Source organism: Paracoccus sp. (in: a-proteobacteria), assembly GCF_047605025.1.
Taxonomy (GTDB): Bacteria; Pseudomonadota; Alphaproteobacteria; order Rhodobacterales; family Rhodobacteraceae; genus Paracoccus.
Genome location: NZ_JASGGO010000038.1, coordinates 1 through 16,572 on the forward strand (window position 1 = coordinate 1; position 16,572 = coordinate 16,572).

Here is a 16,572-nt window from a genome sequence, read left to right on the forward strand (position 1 = left end):
AGAAAACCTCAGATCGTAGCTTCCGTCACTGTCCGATTTCCGGGGAGTAGCTCAGATCGGCACAGCTGCATCGAAGGCGGGCGCAACGGACTGCGACGCGAAGAGAGCGGCTATCGGCGGGAACACCTTCGCGCCCTGGCGCAGCGCGTAGAGGTCGCTGACGACGAAGTTCGTATCATGGGATCGAAGTCGGAACTGCTACGCACCCTTGTCGCCGCTTCCAGCGGGAAATCGGCGGCAATGGGCGTTAGTGGTTCTGTACTGAAATGGCGCACCCGACACGATTCGAACGTGTGGCCTTTGCCTTCGGAGGGCAACGCTCTATCCAGCTGAGCTACGGGTGCAACAGGGGCTGCATAGCCGCTATCTCGCTGCTTCGCAATGGGGTTCAGGAGAAAAGCTCGCGGCAGAAGGCCAAGCCGTCGATCAGCGCATCCACCTCGGCCTTCGTGTTATACATGGCAAAACTCGCGCGGGCCGAGGCGGTGACGCCGAAGAATTCCATCAGCGGCATGGCACAATGCGTGCCGGCGCGCACCGCGATGCCGCGCTTGTCGAGGATGGTCGAGATGTCATGCGCATGCGCGCCCCGCATGGTCATCGAAAAAATCGCGCCCTTGTCCGGCGCATCGCCCTGGACTTGCAGCCAATTCAGGCTGCGCAGCCGCGCACGCGCATAGTCGCGCAAGGCCCGCTCATGGGCGGCGATGTTCTCCATGCCCAGATCCATCAGATATTCCAGCGCGACGCCCAGGCCGATCTGGTTGACGATGCCAGGGGTGCCCGCCTCGAAGCGCAGGGGCGGCTCGGCGTAATCCACGGCATTTCGGGTGACGGTGCGGATCATGTCACCACCGCCCAGAAAGGGGCGCATCTCGGCCTGGCGGTCCGCCCGGACCCAGATCGCGCCCGAACCCGATGGGCCGTAAAGCTTGTGCCCGGTGATGGCGTAGAAATCGACGCCCAGGGCGGACAGGTCGACCGGCATATGCACGGCGGCCTGCGACCCGTCGGCCAGGACCGGCACATCGGTCGCCCGTGCGACGGCGCCGACATCGACCACGGTGCCGGTCACGTTCGACATATGGGTCAACGCGATCAGGCGGGTGCGCGGCCCCACGGCGGCCAGAACCTTCTCGGGCGGCAGGCTGCCATCCGGCTCGGGCTCGACCCATTTCAGGACCACGCCCTGACGCTCGCGCAGGAAGTGCCAGGGGACGATATTGGCGTGGTGCTCAAGCACGGAAAGCACGATCTCATCGCCAGCCGCCAGGCGCGGCGCGGCCCAGGCGTAAGAGATCAGGTTGATCCCCTCGGTCGCGCCCGAGGTGAAGATCACCTCATCCTCGCGCGGGGCGTTCAGAAAGCGGGCGATGGTGCCGCGCACATGCTCGTATTTCTCGGTCGCGAGGTTCGAGAGGTAATGCAAGCCCCGATGGACATTGGCATATTCGCCCTCATAGGCACGGGTGATCGCCTCGATGACCTGACGCGGCTTTTGCGCGCTGGCGCCATTGTCCAGATAGACCAAAGGCTTGCCATTCACCTGGCGGGACAGGATCGGGAAATCGGCGCGAACGCGGTCGATGTCGAAGCTCATGGTGTGACCTCGGGAAGGATGCCGAAGGCGGCGGCCAGGATCGAAAGCAGAAAACCCACGACGAAGATGCCGCCGATGAAGCCAAGCGCCACCTTGGGCGTGCTGCGAAAGCCGTGCAGCGCCTTGGTCAGCGAAACCGTCAGATAGATCGACAAAGCGAAGGCCAGCATCGACATGATCGAGCCGGAGGCCGGAAAGACAAGCAGGAACAGAAGCTGCACGGCCTGAAGCCCGACCAGAATCAATTCGACCCAGGCGATCAGCAAAAGCGCCTCGTCGAAGCGGCCCTTACCGCCGAAGGCACGGCCGATCACCGTCACCGCCCCGGCCGAGATCACCAGCGCCGCGAACTGCACCGCCGCCAGCGCCCAGGGACGAGAGAGGATCTGCGACAGCGGATCCCCGCCCGAAAGCGGAAAGATCACGCGGGCCAGACCCGCCAGCAACGTCGAGAAGCAGACCGCCAGCGCCAGCACCATCCAGCGCGCCGGAACCGGCGGGTCCACCCGCCGCATCGCCTGCACCGCCAGCGCCGGGTCGCGCAGGGTCAGCACCATCAGATCGCCAATTTCGCCGAGTCTCATCTTCCTACCATCTGGCGCGGCCGGGACAACGCCCGCAACCCCGCGCCCCAAATTCCAAGAAAGCCGATCCCGGCGATGGCGCGGACCAGACCAAGGGCCGGGCCGGGTCCGATCAGCCCCGCCACCAGCCCCGAAAGCAGCATCGCTGGCGAGACCGCCAACAGTGCCCAAAACAGCGCCAGCCGCGAATCCGTGGCCGAAACGGGTCGGCGCGCCAGCCGCGACAGCACCGAAACCAGCGATGCCAGACCATAGGCCAGAAGCGGCATCATGAACAAGACCGCCAGCACCGCGCCGCCGATCCGCGCATCCAGCGGCACCGAGGGATCAAGTTGCGCCGCCCGCGCATGTTCCGGCGCCTGCGCGACCAGAAAGATCAGCAGGGCCAGCATCAGCAGGACGATCAGCCCACGCTCGGGCATGCCGCGCAGGCTGGCGACCACCCTGCCCGGCGCCCACCAGCTTCGCATGATCCTTGGCACGATGCCGGCCTGCGCCATGGCAGCCCCCTTTTCCGGGTCAGCCCGCCGCCCGGCAGGTCAGCCATTCGTCAAGGCGGTCCAGAATGCGCGCGCGAAGCTCTTCATTCTCGATCTCGTCCAGGGCATCGGCCAGGAAGGACAGGACCAAAAGCACGACCGCCTGCTCTTTCGGCACCCCGCGCGAGCGCAGATAGAACATCGCCGTCTCGTCCAGCGCGCCCGTGGTCGAGCCATGCGAGCATTTCACGTCATCGGCATAGATCTCAAGCTCGGGCTTGGCCAGGAACTGGCTGCCCTCGTCCAGAAGCAGCCCCTGGCTGATCTGATAGCCGTCGGTCTTCTGCGCGCCGGGCTTGACCAAAATCTTGCCCTGGAAGATGCCATGCGCGCCGTTCTTCAACACCTTCTTGAACACCTGGCGGCTTTCGCAGCGTTCGGCGGCATGGGTGATGAACACGGTGTCGTCGTGATGGAACGCGCCCTCGTCGCCATCGCCCAGAACGGCGGCGGCGATATGGGCCACGGCATCATCGCCCGCGATCTCGATCACGCATTCATTGCGCATCATCCGCCCGTTCACGGCCAGCGCAAAGGACTTGAACAACGCCCCCTCGCCCACGCGGGCAAAAAGATGCGAGATGCCCAGCTTTGCCTCGTCCGCGCGCTTGCTGGCGATGTGATGGAAGCGCGCGCCGTCGCCCACCTCGACCTCAAGCACGGTGTTCGAGCGCGCACCGATGCCGCCGGTTTCCAAAAGCGTCAGTTCCGCACCCGGATCCAGGCGGATCACATGGCGCAGCATCACATCGGCCGCCTCGTCGCGGCGGCGATAGATCAGATGCACCGGGCGCGAGACCTGGCCCGTCACCCGGATCAGCGCGCCATCGCGCGCGGCCAGCGTGTTCAGGACGGCGAAGGGCCGCTTGACCGGCACCTGACCGACCGCTTCCAGCTTGCCGTAAAGCTCCGACGCCCAATGCTCCGGTTCGGCCGAGGCCAGGGTCTGAACCTCCAGCCCCTCTTGCGCCAGGTCGTCCGAGGCTTCGGCGTCGAAAGCGCCGTCAGTGAAGACCAGCTTCAGGCGGTCCAGATCGCCGAACAGCACCGGCTCGCGGGCGGGGATCGCCAGCGGCTGGGCCTGGGGCGCGTTGAAGGGCGCGGGGTCGGTATAGCGCCAATATTCGTCCCGCGGTCCCGGCAGGTCCATGGCCTGAAGTCGCCGCTCCGCATCCTCGCGCGCAAGCGCGAAGGCACCGCCCTGCGGCAGCTCCAGCGCCGCCAGCCGCGCGTCCAGCGGCGCGCGCGCCTTGCCCGCCACGGGGGTCTGGGCGTCAAGCACAGCCGTATCCGCCATCAGTCGGCCTCCGCCAACAGGTCGCCATAGCCGTTCTGCTCGACTTCCAGGGCCAGTTCCGGGCCGCCGGTCTTCACGATGCGTCCGTTGGACATGATGTGCACCACGTCAGGTTTGATATGATCCAGCAGGCGCTGATAATGGGTGATGACCAGGAAGCTGCGCTCGGGCGAGCGCAGGGCGTTCACGCCCTCGGCCACCAGCCGCATCGCGTCCACGTCCAGGCCCGAATCCGTCTCGTCCAGGATGCACATGCGGGGTTCCAGCATGGCCATCTGAAGGATCTCGTTACGCTTCTTCTCGCCGCCCGAGAAGCCGACATTGACCGGACGTTTCAGCATCTCGGCGTCGATCTTCAGCGCCTTGGCCTTTTCGCGCACGATCTTCAGGAATTCGGCCGAGGACAGCTCATCCTCGCCCCGCGCCTTGCGCTGCGCGTTCACGGCGGTGCGCAGGAAGGTCAGGTTGCCGACGCCGGGGATCTCGACCGGATATTGGAAGGCCAGGAACAGGCCGGCGGCCGCGCGCTCCTCGGGCTCCATCTCCAGCAGGGGCGCGCCCTCCAGCGCGGCCTCGCCCTCGGTCACCTCATAGCCGTCGCGGCCGGACAGCACATAGGACAGCGTGGACTTGCCCGAGCCGTTCGGCCCCATGATCGCATGGACCTCGCCCGCCGGCACGGTCAGATCGACGCCCTTGAGGATCTGCTTGTCCTCATCCTCAAGTTTGACGTGCAGGTTCTTGATTTCCAGCATTTTATTCCCTCAAACAGTCGTGACGGCGCGCGCGGTGGGCGCCATCGGCATAATGTTCATTCCGGCGCCTGCATGGTGAAGCTCCATCCCGCCGGCCTCATTTCCGGCGCCCGTCACCCGACCGACCCCTCAAGGCTGATCGCCACCAGCGACTGAGCTTCCATGGCGAATTCCATCGGCAGGGCCTGCAAGACCTCACGGCAGAAGCCGTTCACGACCAGCGCGACGGCCTCTTCCTCATCCATGCCGCGCGCGCGGCAATAGAACAGCTGGTCGTCATCGACCTTGCTGGTCGTCGCCTCATGCTCGACGCGGCTGCTGGTGTTCTTGACCTCGATATAGGGCACCGTATGCGCGCCGCATTGATCGCCGATCAGCAGGCTGTCGCATTGCGTATAGTTGCGGCTGTTGGTGGCGCGCGGGTGCATCGACACCAGCCCGCGATAGGTGTTCTGCGCCTTGCCCGCAGAAATCCCTTTGGAAACAATGCGCGAGCGGGTGTTCTTGCCAAGATGGATCATCTTGGTCCCGGTGTCGGCCTGCTGCATGTTGTTGGCGATGGCGATGGAATAGAATTCGCCTTGGCTCTCTGCGCCCCGCAGGATGCAGGAGGGGTATTTCCAGGTGATCGCCGACCCGGTTTCCACCTGCGTCCACATCACCTTGGCGCGGGCCTCGCGGCAATCGGCGCGTTTGGTGACGAAGTTGTAGATGCCGCCACGGCCTTCCTCGTCGCCGGGGAACCAGTTCTGGACGGTGGAATATTTCACCTCGGCATCCTCAAGGATGACGATTTCCACCACCGCCGCGTGCAACTGGGCCACGTCGCGTTTCGGCGCGGTGCAGCCTTCGAGATAGCTGACGTAAGCCCCTTTATCCGCAATGATAAGCGTGCGCTCGAACTGGCCGGTATTCTCGGCGTTGATGCGGAAATAGGTGGACAGTTCCATCGGGCAGCGGGTGCCCGGCGGGATATAGACGAAGCTGCCGTCCGAAAAGACGGCCGAGTTCAGCGTGGCGAAGAAATTGTCCGATTGCGGCACGACCGAGCCAAGGTATTTTTTCACCAGTTCGGGATGCTCGCGGATCGCCTCGCTGATCGAACAGAAAATCACCCCGGCCTTGGCCAGTTCGTCCTTGAAGGTCGTGCCCACCGACACGCTGTCGAAAACCGCGTCCACGGCGACGCGGCGGGCCTCGGCGGGGGCGTCGTCCGCGCCCTCGATCCCGGCCAGGATCATCTGCTCTTTCAGCGGGATGCCCAGCTTTTCATAGGTCGCCAGCAGCTTCGGATCCACCTCGTCCAGGGACTTGGGCTTCACCTCCATGCTTTTGGGGCGGGCATAGTAATACTGCTCCTGATAGTCGATCTCAGGATAGTTCAGCATCGCCCATTTCGGTTCGGTCATGGTCTGCCAGCGACGGAAAGCGGCCAGGCGCCAGTCCAGCATCCATTCCGGTTCGTCGTTCTTTTTCGAGATCAGGCGGACGATATCCTCGTTCAGCCCCTTGGGAGCGTATTCCATCTCGATCTCGGTGTCCCAGCCGTATTTGTAGGACCCCATGTTCTGGACGGTCTCGACAGTCTCGCGGTCAACGCCTTCTCGGACCTCGATCATGTCGCCGACTTGCTCAGCCATCTCAAACCCTTCCCGCGGTCGCCCGCTGATCATTCCTTTGCCGCCAACGGCCATATGCCGCCAGCCAGGCATCCGCAAAACGCATAACGTCCCGGTCGTCCGTATACCGGCCGATCGAGACGCGGATCGCATCGCCCGCCCATTCCGTCGCAATCCCCATCGCCGTCAGCACAGAACTGGGGCGAACCTTGCCTGACGAGCAGGCCGACCCCGCAGAGACGGCGAAGCCGGCCAGATCCATCTGCATCACCTGCGTCTCACCCCGCCATCCAGGCGTCAGGATCGACAAGGTGTTCGGCAGGCGCCGGGATTCGCGCCCCGGAAATGTAACCATTTCCGAGCCGGATTCCAGTCTGGCCATCAGAGAATCGCGGATTTGCGAGATTTTTTCTTCGCTTCCTTGATCCAGATCATTTTGCGCGGCCCCGGCGGCGGCGGCAAAGCCCATGATTCCGATCAGGTTCTCGGTCCCGGCGCGGCGGCCCTGTTCTTGCCCGCCGCCTTTGATGCGGGCTTCGACCTCGGTGCCGCGGCGGACGATCAGCGCGCCGATGCCACGCGGCCCGCCCAGCTTATGCGCGCTGACGAAGCCCGCCTGAATGCCCAGCCAGTTGAAGGCGAAGGGAATTTTCCCGAAAGCCTGGGTCAGGTCGCTGACCGCCAGCCCCTGCGGCAGATCCTGGATCACCCCGGTCTCGGAATTCGCGAATTGCAGCGTCGCGCGGGCGGGATCAGGGACCGCCACCCGCCCCGCCGCATCGACCGCCAGATCGGGCCGGCACCAGGCCGTCACGGCCGCATGCTCGATTTCGGCGCAGGACAGGTCCCGCCCGCCCAGGATCAGCGCCGCCGATTCCGTAGCCCCCGAGGTAAAGATCACATCCGCCCCCTCGGCCCCCAGGGCGGCCGCGATCTGGTCGCGCGCGCGTTCCAGCGCGGATTTCGCCGCCCGCCCCTCGGCATGGACCGAGGACGGGTTGCCCACGATCTCGCAGGCATCCGCCATCGCCGCCCGCGCCTCGGCACGCAGGGGGGCGGTGGCGTTCCAGTCCAGATAGACCCGTTCCATCGGAATTCTCCTTCGTCTCAGGCCGGGGCCAGCGCCTCGGCGATGCGCCGCGCCAGACGCCGCGCCACCTCGTCCTTGGGCAGGCGCGGCCATTCTTCGGCCCCATCCGCCGAGATCAGCGTGACCGCGTTCTCGGTCCCGCCCATGATCCCGGTCGAAGGGCGCACGTCATTCGCCACGATCCAGTCGGCGCCCTTGCGCAGGCGCTTGGCACTCGCATGGGCGATCACGTCATCCGTCTCGGCGGCGAAGCCCACCACGAGTTCGGGCCGGCCCGGATCCAGATGTCCCAGCCAGGCCAGGATGTCGGGATTCTCGGCGAACTCCAGCACCGGCAGCTTGCCCGCCCCATCCTTCTTGATCTTGCTGAGACGCGCATTGGAAACATGCCAATCGGCCACCGCCGCCGCCATGACGGCGATGTCGGCGGGCAAGGCGGCCTCGACCGCTGCGCGCATCTGCGCCGCCGTCTGGACCCGGATCACCTCGACGCCGGGGGGCGGCGGCACCTCGGCGGGGCCGGTGACGAAGCTGACGCGCGCGCCCAGGTCGCGCAGCGCGGCGGCGATCGCCGCGCCCTGCGCCCCGCTGGAACGGTTGGCGATATAGCGCACCGGGTCGATCGGCTCATGCGTCGGTCCCGATGTCACCACGGCATGCCGCCCGCTCAGCGGCCCTTGCGCCGGGGGCGGGACCACGACCGCCTCGGGCGGCAGGCGCAGGGGACGGCCTTGGTCCAGAAGCTTCAGAATCTCGTCCCGGATCGCCTCGGGCTCGGACATGCGGCCGGGGCCGAATTCGCCGCAGGCCATATCACCCGAGGTCGGCCCGACAAAACGGATGCCGTCCTCTTCCAGCAGGTCGCGATTGCGCCGGGTGGCGGGGTGGTTCCACATGCGGACGTTCATCGCGGGCGCGACCAGCACCGGCTTGTCGGTCGCCAGCAGCAGCGTCGAGGCCAGGTCGTCAGCCATCCCCGCCGCCATCCGCGCCATCAGATCCGCGGTGCCCGGTGCCACGACCAGCAGATCGGCGGCGCGGGACAACTGGATATGACCCATCTCGGATTCGCGGGTCAGGTCGAAAAGCTCGGTATGGCAGGGTGCCTCGGCCAGGGCCGACAGGGTCAGGGGCGTGACGAATTGCGCGCCCGCCCTGGTCAGGACCGGCGTGACCTCGATCCCCTCGCGGCGCAGCATGCGGATCAGTTCCGGCATCTTGAAAGCGGCGATGCCGCCGCCGACGATCAGCAAAACCCGGCTGCCCCGCATGGTCGCTCTCCTTGATCCGATTCCCTTGCACATAGGGGGATTGCGTCCGCGCGGCAAGGAAGTCCCAGCCGCGACCCTATGCGCCGGACCTTGATCGAGACGCGGAATCCAGCAAAGCAGCGATCCGTATCCGCCACAGACCATCAGGATGGTGCGGGCGGCGTGGATGAGGATCCTGCCTTCGCCCCCCTCAGCCATCCGCCGGAACATGCCGGGCCGTCCCCTTCGGCCTCGGTCACCGACAAGGCCCCACCAGCCCCGATGGCGGCGCTTTGGGGTTTGCCGCCGCCGCGCCAGCCTTCAGGCGCGGGACCTGCCCCCTTGAGGATCCGGGGGCGACAAGCCGTCCCCGGATCCGAAGCCGCCCGGTCAGGCGGCCAGGCTCATGCCGCCTTGCAGGGCCGAAAGCTCGGCCTGGTCCAGAAGCTTTTGCAGGACGGCGCCACGGGCGAAGTCCGGCTCCACCTCTCCGCCGTCGCGGATCGCCGCGATGAACCGCTCATAGATCGTCGGCACGGCGGGGCAGTCCATCTCATTCCAGGTGGCGCTGTGTATCTCGACCCCGGTGCAGGCGCGCAGCCGGCTTTCGTTCTTTTCGAAGCTGACCTCAAGCCCGCCCAGATCGCCATAAATGCGCAGCCGCAGATCGTTCATGTGGCCGCTGGCGAAGCGGGTGGCGGCGACCGTTCCCAGCGCGCCGTTCTTCAGGATGATCTGCATCGTCGCGCTGTCATTGGCGTCCAGCACATATTCCCCGATAGAGCCGCCCGGTGCCTTTTCGAAGGTCGAAAGCCGGCACGAAACCTCGGCCGCGTCCACCCCCGCGATGAAGGTCGTGAAATCCAGGATATGGATGCCGACATCGCCCAGCACGCCCTTGGACCCATGCGCGGTGGACAGCCGCCACAGCCATTGGCTTTCGGTGCGCCAATCGCCCCAGGCCGGCTGCGTGAGCCAGCTTTGCAGATAGGACGCCTCGAAATGGCGGATCGTGCCCAGAGTGCCGTCGCGGACCATGCGCGCCGCCTGCTGAAGCGCGGGCACGTTGCGATAGGACAGGTTCACCATATTGACCACGCCCGCCCGCGCCGCCGCCCGCGCCATCTCGTCGGCATGCGCGGCATTGGTCGCAAGGGGCTTTTCGCACAGGATATGACGGCCCGCCGCCAAGACCTGCATGGTGGTCGGGTAATGCACGGAATCGGGCGTGACGTTCGCCACCGCGTCGAATTCGCCCCAGGCCAGCGCCTGATCAAGCGAGGTGAAACGGTTGGGAATGGCGTTGCGGTCGCAGAAAGCGGCAAGCTGCTCGGGGCGGGTATCCACGCCCGCCACCAGTTCCACGCCGGGGATCTCGGCGAAGCTGGAGGCATGACGCTGGGCCATGCCGCCGGTGCCAAGGATCAGGATGCGGATCTTCTGCATCAACGGAAACCTTCCTCGCCATGGGCATGCAGCTTGGGACCGCGCTGCTCGATGGGTTCAAGCGCCTGCTCGACCGGCACGTTCGGCGCCACGGTAGGGTTCGCCACCCGCGCCGCCGGGTTATACGCCCATTTCGCGGCATTCCTCAGCACGGTCTGGACATTGGCGTCGTGATAGGTCGGATAGGTCTCGTGACCGGGACGGAAATAAAAGACGTTGCCCGCCCCCCGCTTGTAGGTCAGCCCCGAGCGGAACACCTCGCCGCCCGCGAACCAGCTGACGAAGACCGTCTCAAGCGGTTCCGGCACGCCGAAAGGCTCGCCATACATCTCTTCGTTCTCCAACTCGAAATGATCGGGCAGGCCGGCGGCGATGGGGTGGTTGCGCGAGGTCAGCCAAAGCCGCTCGCGCTCTCCGGCCTCGCGCCAGGTCAGGTTGCAGGGCGCGCCCATCAGCCGCTTGAACGGCTTCGAGAAATGCGCCGAATGCAGAAAGACCATGCCCATGCCGGACCAGACGGCCTCGGCCACGCGCTCGACCACGGCATCCGAGACATCGCCATGCGCGCAATGGCCCCACCAGAACAGCACATCCGTCTGGGCCAGGCGCTCGGCGGTCATGCCGTGCTCGGGCTCTTGCAGGGTGGCGGTGGTGGCGCTGAGCGCGGTATCGGCGTTCAGCGCGTCCGCGATCGCCTTGTGCATCCCCTGGGGATAGATCGATGCGACAGTCTTGTTGGTCTGTTCATGGACGTTCTCGCCCCAGACCGTGACACGGATGGTCATATTTCCTCTCCTTGGAACATCCCGGTCGGCGGCCCGCCGGGCATGATGGTCCGGCCGCCGGCGGCGGCCGAAAATGGCAGATGGCCAGCCCGCGCCGCTTCAGCGCAGGGGTCGATCGTTCCGACCGAAGCGGTGCAGATTCTGGGCCTGCGGGTTCAGTCCGACACGGGTGCCGACCGGCAGGTTCAGCTTGCCCGGCTGGCGCAGGATCATCGGTTCGTCGGCACCGATATCGACGAACAGGAAATGGTCCGAGCCGAGGTCCTCGGCATGGACCACCGGACCCGCCCAAAGGCCCGCGCCCTCGGGCACCAGGTCGATATGCTCGGGACGGATGCCCAGCGTCTCGCAGTTCCGCGCGGCGGCGAATTCCCCTTTCAGGAAATTCATCTTGGGGCTGCCGATAAAGCCCGCGACAAAGACCGAGTTCGGCCTTTCGTAAAGCTCGGCGGGCGTGCCCACCTGTTCCAGCCGCCCGTCGCGCAGCACCGCGATGCGGTCGGCCAGCGTCATCGCCTCGACCTGGTCATGGGTGACATAGATCATCGTCACCCCGTCCATGTCGTGGTGCAGCTTGGCGATTTCCAGCCGGGTCTGCACCCGCAGCGCGGCATCCAGGTTCGACAGCGGCTCGTCGAACAGGAAGACGCGCGGGTCGCGGGTGATGGCGCGGCCGATGGCGACGCGCTGGCGCTGGCCGCCCGAAAGCTGCTTGGGCAGCCGGTCCAGCAGATGCTCGATCTGCAACAGCTTCGCGGCATGGCGCACGCGGCGGTCGATCTCGGCCTTGTCGGCCTTGGCCAGCTTCATCCCGAAGGCCATGTTGTCATAGACCTTCATATGCGGATAAAGCGCATAGCTTTGGAACACCATGGCGATGCCCCGGTCCGAGGGGACCAGGTTGTTCACCCGCTGCCCGTCGAAGAGCATGTCCCCGGTGCTGATCTCTTCCAGCCCCGAGATCAGCCGCAGAAGCGTGGACTTGCCGCAGCCCGAGGGGCCGACGAAGACCATGAATTCGCCCTTCTGGATCTCAAGGTCGATGCCCTTGATGACATCGATGGCACCATAGGACTTGGTGACGTTCTTCAATTCGATCTTGGCCATAGCTTCAGCCTTTCACGCCGCCCGCGGTCAGGCCCGCGACGATCTTGCGTTGGAAAATCATGACGAGGACGATCAGGGGCACGGTCACGATGACCGAGGCCGCCATGATCGGACCCCAGGGAACTTCTTGCTGCGACGCCCCGGACAGAAGCGCGATGGCCACCGGCACCGTGCGCATGGTCTGCGAACTGGTGAAGGTCAGCGCGAAAAGGAACTCGTTCCAGGCACCGATAAAGGCCAGCAACCCCGTCGTCACCAGCGCCGGCCACAGCAGGGGCAGGAAGACGCGGGTAATGATGATCCAGGGGGTGGCGCCGTCGACGATGGCGGCCTCCTCGATCTCGACAGGCAGGTCGCGCATGAAGGTGGTCAGCACCCAGACGGTGAACGGCAGGGTGAAGATCGTATAGGACAGGATCATCGCCCAGGGCGTGTTGAAGATGCCCAGGAAGCGCACCAGCTCGAACAGCCCGGCAAGCACGGCGATCTGCGGAAACATCGACACGGCCAGGATGGTCATCAGCAACAGCCCCCTGCCCCGGAAGCGGACCCGCGCCAGCGCATAGGCCGCCGTCACCGCCAGCAGCAGCGAGAAGCCCACCGTCAGCGTCGCGATGAAAAGCGAGTTCACCAACGAGCGCAGGAAGCTCGAACTGCCCAGCACCGCCCGGTAATTGGTCAGATCGAAGCTTTTCGGCCAGTAGTTGACCTGAAACAGCGCCGTCCCGGTCGAGAAGCTGGTGACGATGGCATAATAGAAGGGAAACACCGCGAACAGGACGACCAGCGCCACCAGGGCGTAAAAGCCGATGCGGTTCAAAAGCTTGTTGTTCATTCCCGGCCTCCCGAAAGATCGACGCGGCCCAGCCAGATGTAAAGGCTGACGAAGATGGCGATCAGCGCGAAAAGCAAGGACGATTGAGCCGCCCCATAGCCGAACTTGTCGAAGTCGATCATGTTCTCGCGGCTGATGACGGACATGGTTTTCGTGGCCGAACTGTTCGGGGTCAGCACATAGATCAGGTCGAAGATGCGCAGCGCGTCGAGGATGCGGAAGATGACCGCGACCATCAGCGCGGGCCGCACCAGCGGCAGCGTGACCTTGAAGAACACCTTGACCGGGTGGATGCCGTCGATGCGCGCCGCCTCGTAGATGTCGCGCGGCACCATCTGAAGACCCGCCAGGATCAGCAGCGCCATGAAGGGCGTCGTCTTCCACACGTCCACGATCAGCACGGCCAGCATCGCGGTCTCGTTGCTGGCGGTCCAGGCGATGCGCTGGTCGATCAGCCCGACATTCAGCAGGATGTCGTTCAGAATGCCGAACTGGTCGTTCAGCATCCAGCCCCACATCTTGGCCGAAACGATGGTGGGGATCGCCCAGGGGATCAGGATGGCGGCGCGGACCAGGGCGCGGCCCTTGAATTCCGCGTTCAGGACCAGGGCCACGATCATGCCCAGGATGGTCTCAAGCGTGACCGAAAGCAGCGAGAAGCGGACCGTGTTCCAGACCGCGTTCCACCAGGCGGGATCGACCAGCGTGCCGCGCCAGACCACCTTGCCCGAGGACAGCGTGCGCATGGAAAGGTAATTGTCGAAGCCGATCCATTTCGCCGAGTAAAGCGCCGAAAGCTTGGCATCCGTCAGCGAGAACCAGATCGTTCGCAGCAGCGGCCAGGCGGCGACTAAGAACAGCGCGACCAGCATGGGCGCAAGGAACCAGAAAGCCGCCCTTTGCCTGCGCTGCTTTAGACTGGGACCGGAGCGCCGGCCCAGAGTTTGGTCTGTCATGGAAATATCCTCCGTCACGGGCCAGCGCCCAGTGGTGGCCGGGCGCAAGCCGCCCGGCCCGGTGGCAGAACCTTGCGAAGTTTACCAGCCGCTGCCTTGAAGATCGGTCAGATCGACCTCAAGCATCTCCAGATTGTCGGCAGCCGACCCATTGCCGGACAGGGTGTCATGCACCGCCGACCAGAACTTGGCCGAGACCTCGTTGTATTTCTGCTTGGCGACGGCGGAAGGGCGCGGCACGGCGGCCTCGAAGACCGATTTCCAGCGCGGAATCGCGGGCGAGACCTTGGCGATATCGGCATCGTCGTAAAGCGCGATGACGGTCGGCATGTTGCCGTTGTTCAGCGTATTCGCCTTTTGCCCTTCGGGACCGCCCAGATACAGCGCCAGGCTGATCGCCGCCTCTTGCTTGGCCGAGTATTTCGACACCGCGATGTTCCAGCCGCCAAGGGCCGAGGCCGAGCCTGCCTCGCCCGCGGGCAAGGTGGTCACGTCGAACTTGTCCTTGACGGCGCTGCCCTCGCCCTGGGACAGCAGATAGGCATAGGACCAGTTGCGCATGAAGACCGAATTGCCGGTCTGCCAGATGCCGCGCGCCTCTTCCTCTTTATAGGAAAGCACGCCCTGCGGGCTGATCGTGCCGACCCAGCCGGCGGCCATCTCCAGCGCGACCGCCGCCTTGTCGTTGTTGACGCTGATCGAGCCGTTGGCCTCGATGATGCGGCCGCCGCCATAGGAACTGATCCATTCCAGCGCGTTGCAGGTCAGTCCCTCATAGGCATTACCCTGCCAGACATAGCCCCACATGTCCTTGGCGCCGGCGGCGCGTTCGGCGTCCTGGACCTCCTTGGCGGTCTGGGTCATCTCTTCCCAGGTCTTGGGCACGGGCTTGCCGTATTTCTCAAGCAGGTCCTTGCGGTAATAAAGTGCCGGCGCATCGGTATAAAGAGGAAGCGCGACCAGCCTGCCATCCACCGTCTGCGACTCGATGACCGAGGGGAAATGCTGCCCGATCAGATCCTTGGCCGGACCGGACATGTCCACGAAATGCTCGGCCAGTTGCGGCGCCCAGATCACGTCCGTCTGGTAAAGATCGACATCCGCCGTTCCCGCCGCCAGCCAAAGCCTGTATTGTGCGAACTGGTCCGAGGTCGAGGCGGGCATCGGCACCAGCGTCACCTTATTGCCGGTCGCCTCTTCCCAGGGTTTCACGGTTTTCTTGAAGTTTTCCTGCGCATTGCCGACCACGCCGGTGGCATAGAACAGTTCCTCGGCCGACAGCGCGGTGCCGGATACGGACAGGGCCAGCAGCCCGACCGCGAGACATTTAACCTGTTTCATTCTTCCCCCCTCGCATTGCCCGGATTCGGCCTCCCCGCAATCCGAAACGTTTCGGAAAGAAATCTACTGACTGCTCACGTCTCCGTCAACAGGAATGTCAGCGCAAGCGGCCCTGCCGCGGGGCGGCGACGGAATGACGCAGGATCAGCCGGTGATGGCCGATCCGTTGCAGCCTGGCCTGATCCGCGCCCTCGATCGCACCGATCAGGCATTCAGCCAGGGGTTGCCAGCTTTCGCGCAAAGGCGCGTCGCTGACAGTCAGGGCGGGAAAGAACGCCTCGGTCTGAAGATGGACCAGGTGGTCGTCATGCGACACGACCGAGACATCGGCGGGAATGCGCAGCCCCAGCGCATTCAGCGCCTGATACACCCCCCAGGCGATCTTGACGCTGCCGGTCAGAAGCGCGGTCGGAACAGCGTTTCCTTTAGAAAACATCTCGATAGTCGAAACAAGGCCCATAGATTCGGTCATCTGGCCGTAATGGATCATCGATTCGTCCACGGCCAGCCCGGCCTCGGCCATGGCGCGGCGGAAACCACGGTCGCGCGCGGTGACGAAGGTGAAGCCCTTAGGGCCGGTCAGGAAAGCGATGCGGCGATGACCCTGTTCGATCAGATGCCGGGTCAACTCATAGAAGATACCCTCGTTGTCGATATCGAAATAACAATGGCTCGGATCGGTGCCGATGCGGCCATGGACGACGAAGGGCACGCCCGCCGCCTCAAGCAGTCCGGGCCGTGGGTCGTCATCCTTGGGATTGATCAGCACGAAGCCATCCAAAGCGCCATTGCCGATCAGCCGCTCATAAACCTCCGAAACGGCTTCGGTTTCAGGCGCGATATGCAGCACCAGATGCATCCGCCGGGCCGAGAAACAGGTCGAAAGGCCCGCCACCACCTCAAGGAAAAGCCCATCCGAGGACAGGTTCGGCGTGCCCGGCACCACCAGCCCGACCAGTCCCGAACGCCCCGAGACCAGCTTGCGCGCGAAAATATTCGGCTGATAATTCAGTTTCTTGGCGATGGACTGGACACGCTTTCGGGTTTCGGCGCTGACATCGCTATGATTGTTCAGCGCCCGGCTCACCTGGGTGATGGAAAGGCCCGAGCGCCTTGCGACATCCTTCAGCGTGGCCATTTCCCATCCCATCCGAAACGTTTTGGTTCGCGATGGAACATGCTCCCGCCGCCGGATCCAGCTTAAAGCGGGACGGCGCGGGACGCATCCCGAAATCTTGCGGCGACCCCGCCCCGGCGCGTTTTCGCGGCCGCACACGGCTACCGCAGCGGGGTCGTTGCTTCCGCGCCGCTAATCTGGAAGTATCCCCTCGCAAGGTTCCGACACAAGCGCAAGCACCAGACCGGACG

At 64.8% G+C, this 16,572-nt stretch carries 15 protein-coding genes and 1 tRNA gene; all 16 read right to left on the bottom strand.

Going from position 1 to position 16,572, the window contains the following annotated elements:
* Positions 1 to 267: 267 nt before the first annotated feature.
* Positions 268 to 344: transfer RNA gene (locus tag QM682_RS16985), tRNA-Arg, on the bottom strand.
* 44 nt (positions 345 to 388) lie between these two features.
* Positions 389 to 1,600, bottom strand: a complete 1,212-nt coding sequence (locus QM682_RS16990; protein ID WP_415131869.1) for a cysteine desulfurase — start codon at positions 1,598 to 1,600, stop codon at positions 389 to 391.
* Entirely contained in the window at positions 1,597 to 2,184 is a 588-nt protein-coding gene (locus tag QM682_RS16995) for a YIP1 family protein (RefSeq protein ID WP_415131871.1), read from the bottom strand. The genes QM682_RS16990 and QM682_RS16995 overlap by 4 nt, the downstream gene beginning before the upstream one ends.
* Positions 2,181 to 2,684, bottom strand: a complete 504-nt coding sequence (locus tag QM682_RS17000) for a hypothetical protein (RefSeq protein ID WP_415131873.1) — start codon at positions 2,682 to 2,684, stop codon at positions 2,181 to 2,183. Before QM682_RS17000 ends, QM682_RS16995 begins: the two co-directional genes overlap by 4 nt.
* Positions 2,685 to 2,703: 19 nt before the next feature.
* A complete protein-coding gene (locus tag QM682_RS17005; RefSeq protein ID WP_415131875.1) occupies positions 2,704 to 4,020 on the bottom strand; it encodes a SufB/SufD family protein in 1,317 nt (438 codons plus the stop codon).
* Positions 4,020 to 4,775, bottom strand: coding sequence for a Fe-S cluster assembly ATPase SufC (sufC, locus tag QM682_RS17010; RefSeq protein WP_415131877.1), 756 nt, complete (start codon positions 4,773 to 4,775; stop codon positions 4,020 to 4,022). The genes QM682_RS17005 and sufC overlap by 1 nt, the downstream gene beginning before the upstream one ends.
* 113 nt (positions 4,776 to 4,888) lie before the next feature.
* Positions 4,889 to 6,415: a Fe-S cluster assembly protein SufB gene (sufB, locus tag QM682_RS17015; RefSeq protein WP_415131879.1), complete on the bottom strand. Its 1,527-nt coding sequence runs from the start codon at positions 6,413 to 6,415 to the stop codon at positions 4,889 to 4,891.
* Position 6,416: 1 nt separating this feature from the next.
* Entirely contained in the window at positions 6,417 to 7,484 is a 1,068-nt protein-coding gene (locus QM682_RS17020; RefSeq protein ID WP_415131881.1) for a cysteine desulfurase family protein, read from the bottom strand.
* A 17-nt stretch (positions 7,485 to 7,501) separates the two neighbouring features.
* Positions 7,502 to 8,755: a bifunctional phosphopantothenoylcysteine decarboxylase/phosphopantothenate--cysteine ligase CoaBC gene (gene coaBC / locus QM682_RS17025; RefSeq protein ID WP_415131883.1), complete on the bottom strand. Its 1,254-nt coding sequence runs from the start codon at positions 8,753 to 8,755 to the stop codon at positions 7,502 to 7,504.
* Between the two features lie 369 nt (positions 8,756 to 9,124).
* Positions 9,125 to 10,180 (bottom strand): Gfo/Idh/MocA family protein, encoded by a 1,056-nt coding sequence (locus QM682_RS17030; RefSeq protein WP_415131885.1) that lies wholly within the window; start codon positions 10,178 to 10,180, stop codon positions 9,125 to 9,127.
* On the bottom strand, positions 10,180 to 10,965 hold the full coding sequence (locus QM682_RS17035) for a ThuA domain-containing protein (RefSeq protein ID WP_415131887.1): 786 nt from the start codon (positions 10,963 to 10,965) through the stop codon (positions 10,180 to 10,182). Before QM682_RS17035 ends, QM682_RS17030 begins: the two co-directional genes overlap by 1 nt.
* 99 nt (positions 10,966 to 11,064) lie before the next feature.
* Positions 11,065 to 12,072, bottom strand: coding sequence for an ABC transporter ATP-binding protein (locus QM682_RS17040; protein ID WP_415131889.1), 1,008 nt, complete (start codon positions 12,070 to 12,072; stop codon positions 11,065 to 11,067).
* Between the two features lie 4 nt (positions 12,073 to 12,076).
* A complete protein-coding gene (locus tag QM682_RS17045; RefSeq protein ID WP_415131891.1) occupies positions 12,077 to 12,907 on the bottom strand; it encodes a carbohydrate ABC transporter permease in 831 nt (276 codons plus the stop codon).
* Positions 12,904 to 13,863, bottom strand: coding sequence for a carbohydrate ABC transporter permease (locus QM682_RS17050; protein WP_415131893.1), 960 nt, complete (start codon positions 13,861 to 13,863; stop codon positions 12,904 to 12,906). The genes QM682_RS17045 and QM682_RS17050 overlap by 4 nt, the downstream gene beginning before the upstream one ends.
* A gap of 81 nt (positions 13,864 to 13,944) precedes the next feature.
* Complete coding sequence (locus QM682_RS17055) at positions 13,945 to 15,204, bottom strand: ABC transporter substrate-binding protein (protein WP_415131895.1); 1,260 nt, start codon at positions 15,202 to 15,204, stop codon at positions 13,945 to 13,947.
* Between the two features lie 97 nt (positions 15,205 to 15,301).
* Entirely contained in the window at positions 15,302 to 16,342 is a 1,041-nt protein-coding gene (locus tag QM682_RS17060; RefSeq protein WP_415131897.1) for a LacI family DNA-binding transcriptional regulator, read from the bottom strand.
* Between the last annotated feature and the right edge of the window lie 230 nt (positions 16,343 to 16,572).